Below are 14063 nucleotides of genomic sequence, written 5' to 3' on the forward strand. Positions count from 1 at the left end.
TTAAGGATAATATTTTCTTGTTGTAGCCAATCGTTTTTTAAGCACGATGCGACTTTCAATATTATTTGAGTGTAAAAGGCGCTGCAACCTTATTATCTATTAGATGTACTGCATCGGTTTTCAGGATACTCCCATCGCTAAAAGTAATAGGAGAAGTGCCACGACCCGATTTGCCTGTATTTTGCGCGATCAGGTTAATTTTGTCCTTGTTCTGATCGGCTCCGATGACTCCCACTTTATCTGGCCCGGGCTTACCTGATTTATCATCATTAGCTAAGGTAAAGCTAATTGGTACAGAGTATTGAACCCTTACGGCTTTACCATTTTGTATGCCCGGCTTCCATTTAGGTGATATCTCCAATACCCGCTCGGCTTCTGCATCAATAGTTTCACTAAGACCACGGGTAATTTTGATATTTGATAATGCCCCATCAGGTTCTACAATAAAGGTGGCGATAACCCGTCCTTTGATACCTTTTTCACGGTCGGCTTTTGGATATTTGACATTCTCACCCAGGAATTTTCCAAAGGCTTCCAGGCCACCTGGAAATTCAGGCACTTGTTCAACTGAGGTAAATACAGTATTGGTATCCTCATTTGCAGGTTTAGCAGCAACATCATTTAAGGTAAAACTGATCGGAACGGTATATTGAACCCTTACTTTTTTATGATTTTCGATACCGGGCTTCCATTTAGGCGACAATTTCAATACCCTGACGGCTTCAGCGTCTATTGTTCTACTAACACCTCTTAATACTTTTAATCCTGACAGGGAGCCGTTTTTTTCTACCACGAAGGTTACAATAACCCTTCCCTGTGTGCCGTTCTCACGATCGGCTTTGGGATACTTGATAGTTTTACCTAAGAATTGACCAAAGGCATCAAGCCCTCCAGGAAATTCCGGCACTTTTTCAACAGAAGTATATACATCACCTTTTTTTCTGATAGTATCCATTCCTATTTCATGAATGGAATGAGAGACCTCCTTTTTTTCTAACGGCTTGTCTTCACGAAGCGCATCACTTAAAAAACCCGGTGTCGCAGGCATAGTAAATAGTTGGTGAGCGTTATTATTGATAACAGAAACCGGTTTGCTATTATTAATAGTTGCTGATGATAAAATAAGCATCAATATAAACAGAGGAGCAGAAAGACCATATTTAATGAGCGATATGCGCTGTGATTTATTTTTTTGTAACATGATAATACGCTGTTTTAATAAACTGTGATTAAAAAATGGATTAACCAGCTGATGCGCCGGTGATTCAAACGTTTGGCTCAACAGTAATAAGGCGTATTCGGCTTTGTTGGTGCCAGCTTGTACAGCCTGCCTGTCGGCAATGTATTCATGAATGTGTTTAATAGCGAAACGGTACATATATACTACCGGATTAAACCAGTTAACGATCATTACCAGTTCAATCAGCATTACATCTGCCGAGTGCCATTGCTGTGCATGAACCTGCTCATGAGCCTCAATGATGGTATTATTTGAACTCGCCTCATCCAGCCGTACCGTACCAAAAAAAGAGTAAGCGGCAGTTGCCTGCGGTTGGTTGATCACTCTTTTTAATTTGATAAGCTGCCAGATGAGCCTTACCGATAAAAACAATATACCCGTGCCATACAAAACGGCCAGTATCTGACCAATACTAATGCGACTGGCGGCAACCGGTTTAAAACTGTAAATGATTACGGGGCTGCTGTATATGGTATATTTTACCTGCTGTGTAATAAACAAATTTTGCACCCAATCTGCCTGGATCATTGGTATAACGAACGATAGTAACGCGGCCGTTACCAGGTAGATGCGGTTAAGCTGAAAAAAGGTTTCTTTGCGCAGCAGTAAAACATAAAATACATAAAACAGTACCAGGTAAATATTTACCAGTAATAAATATTGCCACCAGCTCATAACTATTGGTCTTTAAGTTTTTCAATCAGTTTCATAATGGCATCAGCCTCTTTCAGGTCTATTTTTTCCTTTTTTACAAAAAAGGATAACATCCGGTTCACCGAGTTGTCAAAGTAACCACTCAATAACTTATCGGCAGCAAAGTTCTGGTATTGATCTTTGCTTACTACAGGATGATACTGATGGCTTTTACCAAATGCCTCATGCCCTACAAAACCCTTTGTTTCCAATATCCTGATAATAGTTGACACCGTGTTATAAGCAGGTTTGGGTTCGGGTAGCTGATCGATCACATCTTTTACATACCCTTTCTCCAATTGCCATAATACCTGCATAATTTGTTCTTCGGCGCGCGTTAATTCTTTAATTTCCATAGTACGTGAGTAAATTTTTCCTGATGCATTAACCAACACTGCATCAAATTATCCAATTGGTTAATCTAAGTTAGATACTATAAATCAAAATAACAACTAAAGTTTTAGTTTTTATTTTTTATCCGCTTTATTGTGCATCTTCGTTAAGTACTTTCATACCTATTATAAATGAATATAACTTTTCATGGCGCCGCCCGTAATGTTACCGGCAGCAAACATTTGATCCGCCTTAAGGACGAAACAACCATTTTATTGGATTGCGGCATGTTCCAGGGCATGGGCGAACACTCGGAAGACCTAAACGAACATTTTGGCTTCAACCCCAAGAAAGTAAATTATCTGGTACTCTCACACGCGCATATCGATCATTGCGGATTGATACCGCGCCTGGTAGCCGAAGGTTTCACTGGTCCTATCTTTTGTACATCAGCCACGATGGATCTCGCAAGGATCCTTTTGCTTGATTCGGCACATATACAAATGCAGGACGTTGCCTATAGCAACAAGCACAGAGCCCGTAAAGGTCAGCCATTATTGGAGCCTCTGTACACCGACGAGCAGGCGATGGCAGCCCTACGCCTGTTTAAAATTGTTGAATACCACGAAGAATACGAAATAACTCCCCGGGTAAAACTCACCTTTACAGATGCCGGGCATATCTTGGGTAGTGCCGCTGTACATTTATCAATACTGGAAGATGGTAAGATCACGCATATTACTTTTAGTGGTGATGTAGGTCGTTATGACGATATGTTACTGAACGACCCGGAAACATTTGAGCAAGCAGATTATATTTTGCTGGAATCAACCTATGGTGATTCACTCCATAAGGAGCAGGGGCCCATTGAAGACGCCCTGCTGGATATCATCAGGCAAACTTGCGAGATCAAAAAAGGGAAAGTGATCATTCCGGCATTCAGCGTTGGCCGTACCCAGGAATTATTGTATGCACTAAATGCATTGGAACTAAGGGGCGTATTGCCAGATATTAATTATTATGTAGATAGTCCGCTATCGCAAAAAGCAACCGAGGTGCTTATGAATCACCCGGAAGTGTATAACAAAGGAGTAAAAGAGGTTTTAAAAACCGATGCCAATCCTTTTGGCTTTAAAGGTTTACGTTTTATACAATCAACAGAAGAATCAAAGGCCTTGAACAACGACCAGCGCCCTTGTGTTATCATCTCTTCATCTGGAATGGCCGAGGCTGGCCGGGTAAAACATCACATTAAAAATAACATCAATAATGATAAGAATACCATTTTAATGGTAGGCTACTGTGAGCCGAATTCACTGGGCGGTCATCTGCTTAATGGCGACTACGAGGTGCATATATATGGTGAATTGTATGAAGTAAAGGCTGAGGTAAAATCAATCAGATCCATGAGCGCTCATGGTGATTATGAAGACCTATTACATTTTCTGGCCTGCCAGGATGTTGAAAAGGTTAAAAAGATATTTTTGGTTCATGGTGAATATGAAGTACAACAGCACTTTAGCAATAAGCTGAAAGATGCAGGATTTAAGCAAGTAGAAATACCATTCCAACATCAAAAGATAGAGTTGGAGTAAAATAAAAAAATGCCTTATATAATTTATAAGGCATTTTTTTGAGAACTAATTCTTTAAAAATAATCGCCCGAACCATCATAGGTTATTTGAGACGAGCCGGTAGGTATAAATTTTATCAGGAAATTGGTAACGGTAACAACGCCCGCGTTATCTACTGCTGAACTATAGGTATAACTAACAACGGTTCCATCAGGGCTATCAGCACTTAGTACTTTACCAGATGCGCTACTGAAAGTTATGGTAACTTCATAACCATAGTTTCCCGTTTTTTGAATCACTACCCGTTTAGCAATAGAACTGGTTTTAGCCTGACTTCCATTTACGGGCACCAAAAAATACGCCAACACAAATACAGCTGCAAATAATACAATTAGTTTTTTCATGATCTATCAGTTAAAGTTAATTTATAATAATAGCAACAAGATAATTATAATAAATACAAAAATAACCTGCTCAATAAGAATTTTATTGAGCAGGTTTACTTTATCTTACGCAAGCTCTGCGTTGAGTATAGATCGTGATTTTTACCTTGCCGGTTGTGGCTTTGGCAACTCCTTGCGCGGTATCATGTCTTTGCGTTCGGAGGTATTGTAAACAAATGATGCGATAATAGTAGCGGCTTGTTTCAGATCGTCTTCTATCAACCGGTCATAAGTGTCCTGATTACTGTGGTGCGTACGTGATCCATAATCAATAGCATCCTGTATAAATTGAAAGCCTGGAATACCAACCGCATCGAACGACTGATGATCGGTACCCCCAGTGTTGCGGATGGTTACTGTGGTAGCGCCCAGATCTTTAAAAGGCTCCAGCCATGTTTTGAATATAGGGCCGGCTGCGGAATCGCCCTGCAAATAAATACCACGTATTTTCCCTGTACCATTGTCGAGATTATAATAGGCTGATAATTTAGCTTGTTCTGGTTTCAATTGCATGGTTTTAGGATCACCAAAATGATTCAATACATATCCACGTGATCCGAATAAACCTTGCTCTTCCGAACTCCACAGCGCTATACGGATGGTGCGTTTTGGTTTAAAGTTGATGGCTTTTAAAATGCGCATGGCTTCCATCATTACCGCGCTGCCTGCGGCGTTATCCGTGGCGCCGGTGGCAGCATGCCATGAATCCAGGTGGCCTCCTATCATAATTACCTGGTCTTTTAATTTTTTATCCGTGCCCGGAATTTCGGCAACCACATCATAGCCCTGCAGATCGTCAGTTAAAAACTGGGTTTTGATATCGGCCTCCAACTCCACTTTCTGACCGGCCTTTACTAAACGTAATATCCGCTGATAGTCTTCACTGCTGGTTTCCAACTCAGGCAATACCGCTTTCGCAGTATCCGCATATGATGCGCCATTGGTGGTAAATACTGTACCATCGGTTCCGCGGGCCTGGCTTAATATCAGTGCCGCTTTTTCATCATGTATAAATGCTCTTAAAGTAGTTTGAAAAGCACGCAACTTACGCATAGCGGCAAACTGGGGCGAGTTGGCATCAAATTGCCGGCGCCCTTCGGCTGGTTGCATAGTAGCATTGGCCATTTCGGCAAGTTCTTCGTCTGTATAGCGGGCCGCATCTACCTTAAAACTACGCTCAACCAGTGGCTTGATATCAAATATAACCACCTTACCCTGCAGCTTACCTTTATATTGATCTAACTCTGCAGCCGAATCAGCCTTTACTATTGTAACATCTCCCTTGATTAAGCCACCTGTGCCTGGCGTCCAGGCTTTCGGGATAGCAATAATGGCATGGTAATAGGGCAATGTGATGGCGGCATAGTTTTTTTGAACTTCCCAGCCTTTGCCAAATTTGCCCCAGGCTTCCAGTTTGGCGTTGACCAGTCCCCAGGTTTTCAATTGGTTAACCGCCCAGTTCTGCGCTCGCTTTAAGCCGGGTGAGCCTGCTAAACGCGGCCCGGAAACATCTGTAAGGTAAAAAGCGGTTTCCATTACTTTGGAGTGGTTTAAGCCCTCCTCACGGATCTTTTGAACAATGGCCGGGTCAACGGTTTCCTGTGCGAATACAGGTAAGGTAATGCCTACAGAAACGAGGCATGAAAAAAGTAGTTTTAATTTCATGAATAATAAATTATGTGATCAGTCAATAACAAATCTATCCATTAATCATTAGAAAAAACAGCAACTCAATCCTAACAAATTTGTTACAAGTGATCGCTTTAGAACTTAGAAGTCATTCTGTTAAAAGTGACTTCTAACAATAAATTTACCATCATTTTACCATGAAGACGGACTCCTATTATTTAATTACTTATTTTAGCTAATAAATCATCAGTATGCAATACTTCAATCCTAAAGCATTAAAATCAATATTTCTGTTAGCCATAGCTTTTATTATCTGTAACAGCGCTTATGCGCAAACATCAGCGGCTACAACCACCTCTACCAAAGCGCCTGCCGCCACTGTTACCGGCGCGACCGCTTACATTGATAAATTTTTTAAAACATATGAAAAAGATGGTACTTCAAGGGCTATCATCAATATTTTTAAAACCAACCCATTAGTTGATTCCACCAGTTTGCGTGGATTAATAGCCAAAATTGATACCACCCGTTCTTTGATCGGTCTGTATATAGGTAAAGAACTGATTGTACAACGCAAGGCATCAAACAGCCTGATATTATACAGCTACCTTGTAAAACACCAAAACCAACCAGTACGTTTTACCTTTATGTTTTACAAACCAAAAAATGATTGGGTAATATACCGCCTGTATTTTGACGACCAGGTTGATAATGAACTGGAAGAATCGGCCAAGATAAACGGGAAAACACCATAAGCAAGCTTAAAGCAAAAAGCTAAAGGCCCAAAGCTTCTCCGTCTTGGGCCTTTCTATTATTTCTTATATTGCTTTAGGCCTTAAGCTTTCAGCTCCTCAATCTACCAGAATATTTTCGCCAAATTTTTGTGATACCGTGGTATTATCTTTATCGCTGATACTGATCACCAGGGAATTATCGTAGGGTATTTTTTCCAGCAGCTTAATGTTGGTACCTATACCTATATCTAATTTTTGCAGGTATTGTAAAAACGAACTACTGGTATCTTTTACAGCTGCTACCCTGCAGGTGTCTCCTGTTTTCAGATCGGCTAAGGTTACGGAGTAAGGTTTGGGTACCTTACCATTTGCTTTTGGGATGGGGTCACCATGCGGATCATATTCCGGAAAACCCAGAAATTTATCCAGCCTGTCGGCCAGGGTAGCATCACTGATGTGTTCCAGTTCTTCAGCAATATCATGGATCTCATCCCAATGATACCCTAATTTTTCCAACAAGAACACCTCCCAAAGCCGATGACGGCGCACAATCAGCACCGCGTCTTTTAAACCAACCGGGGTCAGTTTTACACCTTTTTTCTTGTCGTACTCTATTAACTGCTTATCGGTCAGCTTGCGAATCATATCCACTACCGATGCCGGGTTGTTCTTTAACGACTCTGCAATAGCGGTAGGCGTTATCTTAAAATTAAGTTGCTGACTAAGCCGGTAAATTGATTTTAGGTAATTCTCTTCTGATAATGTGTACATCCATCTTTATGATTACACACAAACATAGCTAAAATCATTTCGTTTATTATAAAATTAGCCTTATCTAATTTTATATATTTAATTAATCAAATTATTTAAATATGTTTGCATAAATTTATGTTATATGCGAACACTGCTTTTACTTTTTATATTATTGATAACCAATAAGCTTTTTGCCCAAAATGGCATTTTAAAAGGTCGTGTTATTGCCAATAATGAACCCTTATCATACGCTTCGGTGAGCATCAAAGGGCTTGGGAGAGGCGCAAGCACCAATACTAAAGGCTATTTTGAGATCAAAAACATCCCTCCGGGCACATACGGTATCACCATTACCAGCATCGGCTATGAAGCCGACACCATCCGTATTACCATCAACAACGATGAACCGGTTATAAAAAATGTTACCCTGAAAGAAAAGCCATCAAAACTCAACGAAGTGGTAGTAACCGGCGTATCACGGGCCACGCAGCTACGCAGCAACCCGGTTCCTATAACGGTAATGGGTAAAAAAGAGATCGAACAGCATGTCAATAACAATATCATTGATGCTATTATCAAAGGCGTACCAGGTGTAAGCGCGGTTACCACCGGACCTAATATCTCCAAACCTTTTATTCGTGGCCTCGGCTATAACCGGGTTTTAACTTTGTACGATGGTATCCGACAGGAAGGCCAGCAATGGGGCGACGAACACGGTATCGAGATAGATCAGTACGGTATTGGTCGCGCCGAAGTGGTAAAAGGCCCGGCCAGTTTAACTTACGGTTCCGACGCGCTGGCAGGTGTGATCAACCTGATTCCCTACATTCCCAATGGCGACGACGGCAAGCTCAACGGCGATTTCATAACCGATTACCATACCAACAACGGCATGATCGGTACTTCCGTGGGCTTATCCTACAAGCAAAACAATTGGAAATATGCTTTCCGTGCTACGGCTAAAACAGCCCATGATTATCAGAACAAGATCGACGGCTTTGTTTATAACACCGGTTTCCGCGAATTTAACCTGTCGGGCATCGCCCGTGTCGATAAATCATGGGGGTACTCACAAATAGGCGCTACACTATATGATAACCGGCAGGAGATCCCTGATGGCAGCCGCGATTCGCTCAGTCGCCGTTTTACCAAACAAATCTATGAGGCCGGACAAGACAATATCAAAAATCGCCCTATAGTTTCTAACGACGAATTGCGATCTTATGCCATTACCGCATTACACCAGCGTATACAGCACTATAGGGTATACAACACCAACTCTCTCAAAATTGGTGATGGCAGCATTAATACTTCATTGGGCTTTCAGCAAAGCATCCGCCGGGAATATAACCACCCCACTATCCCGGAGCAGGCAGGGCTGTACGTGGTGCTGAATACCATTAATTACGATGTGCGATATAATCTCCCTTCATTTGGCGGAGTTGAAACTACGGCGGGCATCAATGGCATGTATCAAAGCAACCGCAGTAAAACGGCTACCGATTTTCCAATACCCGATTACAACTTGTTTGATGCCGGGGGCTTCCTGTTTGCCAAGAAAAGCTTTGGCCATATTGATATTTCCGGTGGCTTAAGATATGATACCAGGCACGTAACCTGGAACAATTTTTATGTAGGCACTGATGCGCAAACCGGTTTTGGAAAACAAGTACATCTACCCGATACGGCGGGCGCGAGTCTGCAATTTCCGGCCTTTACACATAATTATCGGGGCTTTTCGGGCAGTTTAGGCCTTACCTATAATATCAGTGACCGTCTGCTGCTTAAAGCTAATATTGCCAGGGGCTACCGGGCGCCGAATATTACCGAGATTGGTTCAAACGGACTTGATCCTGGTGCACATATCGTTTACCTGGGTAACCGCAATTTTAACCCTGAATTCAGCCTGCAACAGGATCTTGGGTTTATCGCTTATCTACCTGATATGGACATTATTGCCGAAGTATTCAACAATAACATCAACAATTATATTTACCAGGCTAAATTGAATGATGCCAATGGTAATCCGGTTATTATTGTACCCGGCAACAGTACCTACCAATACCAGCAATCAAAAGCCCGCCTTTATGGCGCTGAATTAACGCTAAACCTGCATCCCCAAAGTATTAAATGGCTGGCAATGGACAACAGCATATCATACGTAAACGGGTTAAACAAAAACCAGGCGCTCATAGATAAATATGGCGAGGCTGCTAAATACCTCCCTTTCATACCGCCTTTGCATATCCGGTCGGCATTGAGAGCTACCTTGCCCGGAACTTATGGCGTATTTACCAAGCTAAATGCCCGTATCGAGGCCGACGCTTATGCTAATCAGAACCATTTTTATGCACTGGATAATACCGAAACTTTTACCAAAGGATACACCCTGTTTAACGCGGGTCTTGGTTTTACGATTAAAGCAGAAAAGGCAAAAACTTCTTTTTATGAGTTTTTTATACAGGGTGATAATTTATTTGATACCGCATACCAGGCAAACTTAAACCGGTTAAAGTATTTTGAATATTACCAGGCATCGCCCAATGGGCATATGGGTATTTACAATATGGGGCGGAATCTGAGCTTTAAAGTTATTTTGCACTTTTAATCAAAGCCAAAAAACGGGCTCTCATTAATGGAGAGCCCGTTTTTATATATTCAATATTTTTAATTAATGATGGCCATGGTCTCCGTGACCACCGCCATGGTTTCCGCCGGGACCGTGTCCCCCACCGTGGTTTCCATGATCACCACCAGGACGTCCACCGCCCCAGTTGCCATTACCATGTCCGCGATTACCACCCCAATTGCCCCCTCGGTTGCCCCAATGGTTGCCGTTATTGTAGTGTGGACGGGCATAAGTTGTTCTGCGGGCATAGTTACCATGCCAGTAGTTGGCATAACGTGCATCACGGCTGTTACGGATGATCACCTGGTCATGACGGCCACGGTAGCCAGCATAATGATCTCTGTAATATCCGTGCCTTAACCATGGGTTACGGTCATTGATCACCACTTTATACCCATTATATAAGTTATAGTGACGATAACGCACCGGTAAATAAGCACGGTGTACCCATATATTGTTGTCAAAGTACACATATTGATGGGTTGGTACATCATAATAGGTATCAATATCGGGCATGTAATAATAATTGGCATAATCGTAACCTACAGGGCCCCAGGCCGGCTGACTGCCAATGTTTACGCCTAAGCTTACGCTTACCTGGGCACTGGCGGTTTTAATTGCAAAGCAGCTTAATAACAATACTGCCGATAAAATGAGCTTTTTCATTATAGATCTTTTAAGTGTTGATAAGGATCATGGTAAAACTTCATTTAACTGAATTAGCAGGCCATGATCACCTATTTTATAACGTTGTTTGAATGTATGACATTATTTACCGCAAAAAGTTTAAATATAATGCTTGTACATTCATTTAAGATAACATTAGTACAAAAAATGGGCCTGCTATCAAGGCAGGCCCGTGATATAAAAATGTAACAATAATAATTAGTTCCTGTGCCCATCGCCATGGTGGTCACGGTGATCATCGTCGCGGTGATCTTCTTTAACGGTTTTGTGTACTACAACCCTCCTGCCATTTCCACGGTCACCTCTCCAATGGTTGGTGTATTTAACCTCTTTGCTGTCGCGGATAATGGTTTGGTCACGACGGCCTCTATAGCTTACATATTTCCTCCTGATCACATCATTATGAACCCATGGAGTTGGTTGGTTTACTACTACTTTATAGCTGTGGTAAACATCATAATTGCCAAAGCGAGGAGGCAGAGCGGCGCCATGCACCCATACATTATTATTTAGGTAAACATACTGATGGGCATTAATATCGTAATAAGAGTCTACGTCGGGCAGGTAATAATAATCGGCATGATCATAACCTGTAGGGCCCCATTCTGGCTGGTTACCAATGTTTATACTTAAACTTATTTGAGCGCTGGCTATTTTTACTGATAAACAGCTTAGCAATATAGCAGCTGTTAAAATGATCTTTTTCATTGTTTTTCGTGTTGTTTGTATGTATGACAACAGGCTTAAACAAAAGTTTAGCCAGTGCACTGCCCTACGTAGTAACTAATCAGTTACAAATACACAACAATATGATTAACAATTTATTAGGCTATTGATCGTCATCGATATCTTTATCCGCTGCCTTTTTACCGGCCATGGCCAGCACGGGTTTTCCGATCACTTTATAGTTACCTTCACCCTTTAATATCGACGCCAGCTGGGCTTTGTCCTGCATGGTTTTTACCGCCTGGGCCAGCTCTTTATCGTATTTAAAATTGGTTTCGTAACGGCCACGTTCAAAATAATAGCGGGAAGCTATCTCATTTTCAAGTACCTGTTTTATTTCGGCTTTGTGCTGCTGCAGATCGTTCTTTTTGCTGGCCAGCAGTTTTGCCTTTAAAATATCGTATTCGCCCTGAATATCATTAAACTGTTTTTCTTTGGTAGCTTCCGTTTTTAAACTGGTCAGTACCTTTTCGGCGGTGGTGGTATAACTGTAATTTTTATCGGCCAGGTACTTTACAAAATCACCGTAATCGGCATCCGACAGGGCAAATTCCTTTGGTTCAGCTATTTTAGGGTGCGCATCGCGATAAACGGTGGCATAATCAAATATCAGCAATTTACCTACCAGGGCCTGGGTTACATTGGCAAATTTTTCCTGTTTGATGAAAATATCCGGATAAATACCGCTGCCGTCAAAAACCGAGCGGCCATTTTTTGTTTTAAACTCGTGGATCAGTGAATCGGCAACTTTTACCACGCTGCCATCATCCTTGCGATGCGTGTAATCCAACGCCTGTATACAACGGCCCGATGGCACGTAGTATTTGGCGATGGTTATTTTAACCAGGCTGTTATAAGGCAGGTTAAAGGTTTGTTGTACCAGGCCTTTACCATAGCTACGTTGCCCAATGATAATAGCCCTGTCAAGATCCTGCAAGGAGCCCGCCACAATTTCTGAAGCCGAAGCCGAGTGACTATTAACCAGCACCACCAGGGGCAGATTAGGCTCTAATGGCGTACTTACCGTACTGTAAGTAAAGTTTTTGTCCTTAATCTTCCCTTTTTGCGATACAACCTCCACATCTTTTTGCACAAACAGGTTCACGATCTTCACCGCTTCCTGTAGTATACCGCCACCATTTGAGCGCAGATCCAATATGATGCCGTTGGGATTGCTCTTTTTGAGTGTTACCAGCGCGTTGGTTACCTCGGCGGCTGAATTTTCCAGGAACTTATCCAGCTTAATATAGCCCATATTACCGTCAACCATACCAAAGTAGGATACGTTGGGTTGTTTGATCTCATCGCGGATCAGGTTCTTTTCAAAGGGCTGCGGCGTATTATCGCGTTTGATGAGCAGTTTTATAGGCGCTCCTTTGGATCCTTTCAACAATTGACTTACCTGGTCGTTATTTTTTCCTGTTAAATCAATGTCATTTATTTTCAGGATCTGGTCGCCGGGGTGAATATCGGCCTTTTGGGCAGGAAAACCTGCAAAAACATCAGATACAAATACTTTACCGTTGCGTGCGAAAATGCTGGAACCGATGCCTCCGTACTGGGTACTTACATAGTGTAGCTTATAATCTTCAATTTCCGATTCGGGAACAAATTCGGTGTAGGGGTCGAGCCCATCGAGCATGGCATCAACACCTGTTTTTACCAGCTTGGCCGAATTAATGTCATCTACATAATTGATATTCACCTCTTTATATACCGAGGCAAAAACATCCAGGTTTTTGGATATCTGGAACAGGTCGTCATTAAAAGCCAGCCCGCCGCCTGCCAGCAATGCAATACCGGCAAATAAACCTATCTTTTTGTATCTTTTATTGATCGCCATACCCTGTTACGTCATTAAGCCTATAAAAATACAAAAAAGCTTATTGTTTTTTACAAACCGGGCCTTATTTACAGTCGGTTATTGTCAATATTTACCAAAGCCTTCTTTAAAGTGAACACTACATACTGCCTGTCGCGGTTCACCAGATCCATTAATTTGGTTATCAGGCTTTCTTCCTGACCTTCGGCGTATTGCAATTGCTCGTCGGTAAGGTGGTTATATTTGCGTTGTACTTTTATTTTGATGCGCTCCCAATCTTTGTTGGTGATACTGATCTCAGCCATGACTAATTATTTTCAGCAAAAATATAAAAAATACATCGCAGCGTTATTTTAAAATATCAGCTGCCTTACACATGCCTCCAAAAAACTTTTTAAACCTTAAATTTTAACAAATTCCTGGTCGAAAATGGCATAAAAACAGCGCAAAATTCATTCATAACCGTCGATTTTAACACTTTTTAACAAATTTTAACCCGGTTTTAGCGTGTTTTTAAAACTTTAAAAAGTATTAATTTCTTGACTTTCAAATAACTGCACTTAAAACCGTCTGTTTTTGGTCCTATTTTTCTTTAAACCAAACAGCCCGGATGTCTGGTAAAAGACGCCCGGGCTGTTGATTAATATAAATATACGAAAACTTTGGCGGAAATGGAAATCCTGCGTATCGACTCGTCTGCGGCAGGCTTCGAGTCGCCTGGCTAACCCCCTTCCTCCCCTTCCCCCAATGTCATTAAGTTAAGGAATTTTGCAAACCCCATGGGGGTTAAAGCTTTGTAG

General features: G+C 41.8%; 12 protein-coding genes. 3 read left to right on the forward strand and 9 right to left on the reverse strand.

The genetic code is table 11. The annotated features are described in order from the left end of the window. Nucleotides 1-61: 61 nt before the first annotated feature. Together ACNURT_RS00830 and ACNURT_RS00835 are read right to left on the reverse strand one after the other, a co-directional pair. On the reverse strand, nucleotides 62-1915 hold the full coding sequence (locus ACNURT_RS00830) for a TonB family protein (RefSeq protein WP_419700132.1): 1854 nt from the start codon (nucleotides 1913-1915) through the stop codon (nucleotides 62-64). A gap of 2 nt (nucleotides 1916-1917) precedes the next feature. Beyond that, a complete protein-coding gene (locus ACNURT_RS00835; RefSeq protein WP_370998429.1) occupies nucleotides 1918-2289 on the reverse strand; it encodes a BlaI/MecI/CopY family transcriptional regulator in 372 nt (123 codons plus the stop codon). 168 nt (nucleotides 2290-2457) lie between these two features. Between ACNURT_RS00835 and ACNURT_RS00840 the strand changes: the two genes are divergently transcribed. Further along, nucleotides 2458-3861 (forward strand): MBL fold metallo-hydrolase RNA specificity domain-containing protein, encoded by a 1404-nt coding sequence (locus ACNURT_RS00840; protein WP_419700133.1) that lies wholly within the window; start codon nucleotides 2458-2460, stop codon nucleotides 3859-3861. 53 nt (nucleotides 3862-3914) lie between these two features. Here the strand turns inward: ACNURT_RS00840 and ACNURT_RS00845 are convergent, their stop codons facing one another. Further along, on the reverse strand, nucleotides 3915-4244 hold the full coding sequence (locus ACNURT_RS00845) for a hypothetical protein (RefSeq protein ID WP_419700134.1): 330 nt from the start codon (nucleotides 4242-4244) through the stop codon (nucleotides 3915-3917). Between the two features lie 141 nt (nucleotides 4245-4385). After that, a complete protein-coding gene (locus tag ACNURT_RS00850) occupies nucleotides 4386-5948 on the reverse strand; it encodes a M28 family metallopeptidase (RefSeq protein WP_419700135.1) in 1563 nt (520 codons plus the stop codon). A gap of 215 nt (nucleotides 5949-6163) precedes the next feature. Here ACNURT_RS00850 and ACNURT_RS00855 point away from each other — a divergent pair, with 215 nt between their 5' ends. Next, the gene (locus ACNURT_RS00855) at nucleotides 6164-6667 is read left to right on the forward strand and encodes a hypothetical protein (protein WP_419700136.1); all 504 of its coding nucleotides are present in this window, start codon (nucleotides 6164-6166) and stop codon (nucleotides 6665-6667) included. Nucleotides 6668-6763: 96 nt separating this feature from the next. Here the strand turns inward: ACNURT_RS00855 and ACNURT_RS00860 are convergent, their stop codons facing one another. After that, nucleotides 6764-7417, reverse strand: coding sequence for a metal-dependent transcriptional regulator (locus ACNURT_RS00860; RefSeq protein WP_419700137.1), 654 nt, complete (start codon nucleotides 7415-7417; stop codon nucleotides 6764-6766). A gap of 124 nt (nucleotides 7418-7541) precedes the next feature. On the opposite strand from ACNURT_RS00860, the gene ACNURT_RS00865 reads away from it, so the two are divergent. Further along, nucleotides 7542-10007 (forward strand): TonB-dependent receptor, encoded by a 2466-nt coding sequence (locus tag ACNURT_RS00865; protein WP_419700138.1) that lies wholly within the window; start codon nucleotides 7542-7544, stop codon nucleotides 10005-10007. 63 nt (nucleotides 10008-10070) lie between these two features. On the opposite strand, the gene ACNURT_RS00870 is transcribed toward ACNURT_RS00865, so the two are convergent. The 4 genes from ACNURT_RS00870 to ACNURT_RS00885 form a co-directional block, all read right to left on the reverse strand. Continuing rightward, a complete protein-coding gene (locus ACNURT_RS00870; protein WP_419700139.1) occupies nucleotides 10071-10694 on the reverse strand; it encodes a hypothetical protein in 624 nt (207 codons plus the stop codon). Between the two features lie 219 nt (nucleotides 10695-10913). Then, a complete protein-coding gene (locus ACNURT_RS00875; protein WP_419700140.1) occupies nucleotides 10914-11423 on the reverse strand; it encodes a hypothetical protein in 510 nt (169 codons plus the stop codon). A gap of 121 nt (nucleotides 11424-11544) precedes the next feature. Continuing rightward, nucleotides 11545-13284 (reverse strand): S41 family peptidase, encoded by a 1740-nt coding sequence (locus tag ACNURT_RS00880; protein ID WP_419700141.1) that lies wholly within the window; start codon nucleotides 13282-13284, stop codon nucleotides 11545-11547. A gap of 68 nt (nucleotides 13285-13352) precedes the next feature. Next, entirely contained in the window at nucleotides 13353-13568 is a 216-nt protein-coding gene (locus ACNURT_RS00885; RefSeq protein ID WP_090472749.1) for a hypothetical protein, read from the reverse strand. Between the last annotated feature and the right edge of the window lie 495 nt (nucleotides 13569-14063).

This window comes from Mucilaginibacter sp. NFX135 (assembly GCF_048565145.1).
In the GTDB taxonomy this organism is placed as follows: Bacteria; Bacteroidota; Bacteroidia; order Sphingobacteriales; family Sphingobacteriaceae; genus Mucilaginibacter.

What these genes read in the sequence shown, in the direction of transcription:
- ACNURT_RS00880 (WP_419700141.1), bottom strand. Translation starts at nt 13,284, where the DNA reads ATGGCGATCAATAAAAGATACAAAAAGATAGGTTTATTTGCCGGTATT.
- ACNURT_RS00830 (WP_419700132.1), bottom strand. Translation starts at nt 1,915, where the DNA reads ATGAGCTGGTGGCAATATTTATTACTGGTAAATATTTACCTGGTACTG.
- ACNURT_RS00875 (WP_419700140.1), bottom strand. Translation starts at nt 11,423, where the DNA reads ATGAAAAAGATCATTTTAACAGCTGCTATATTGCTAAGCTGTTTATCA.
- ACNURT_RS00885 (WP_090472749.1), bottom strand. Translation starts at nt 13,568, where the DNA reads ATGGCTGAGATCAGTATCACCAACAAAGATTGGGAGCGCATCAAAATA.
- ACNURT_RS00840 (WP_419700133.1), top strand. Translation starts at nt 2,458, where the DNA reads ATGAATATAACTTTTCATGGCGCCGCCCGTAATGTTACCGGCAGCAAA.
- ACNURT_RS00860 (WP_419700137.1), bottom strand. Translation starts at nt 7,417, where the DNA reads ATGTACACATTATCAGAAGAGAATTACCTAAAATCAATTTACCGGCTT.
- ACNURT_RS00835 (WP_370998429.1), bottom strand. Translation starts at nt 2,289, where the DNA reads ATGGAAATTAAAGAATTAACGCGCGCCGAAGAACAAATTATGCAGGTA.
- ACNURT_RS00855 (WP_419700136.1), top strand. Translation starts at nt 6,164, where the DNA reads ATGCAATACTTCAATCCTAAAGCATTAAAATCAATATTTCTGTTAGCC.
- ACNURT_RS00870 (WP_419700139.1), bottom strand. Translation starts at nt 10,694, where the DNA reads ATGAAAAAGCTCATTTTATCGGCAGTATTGTTATTAAGCTGCTTTGCA.
- ACNURT_RS00850 (WP_419700135.1), bottom strand. Translation starts at nt 5,948, where the DNA reads ATGAAATTAAAACTACTTTTTTCATGCCTCGTTTCTGTAGGCATTACC.
- ACNURT_RS00845 (WP_419700134.1), bottom strand. Translation starts at nt 4,244, where the DNA reads ATGAAAAAACTAATTGTATTATTTGCAGCTGTATTTGTGTTGGCGTAT.
- ACNURT_RS00865 (WP_419700138.1), top strand. Translation starts at nt 7,542, where the DNA reads ATGCGAACACTGCTTTTACTTTTTATATTATTGATAACCAATAAGCTT.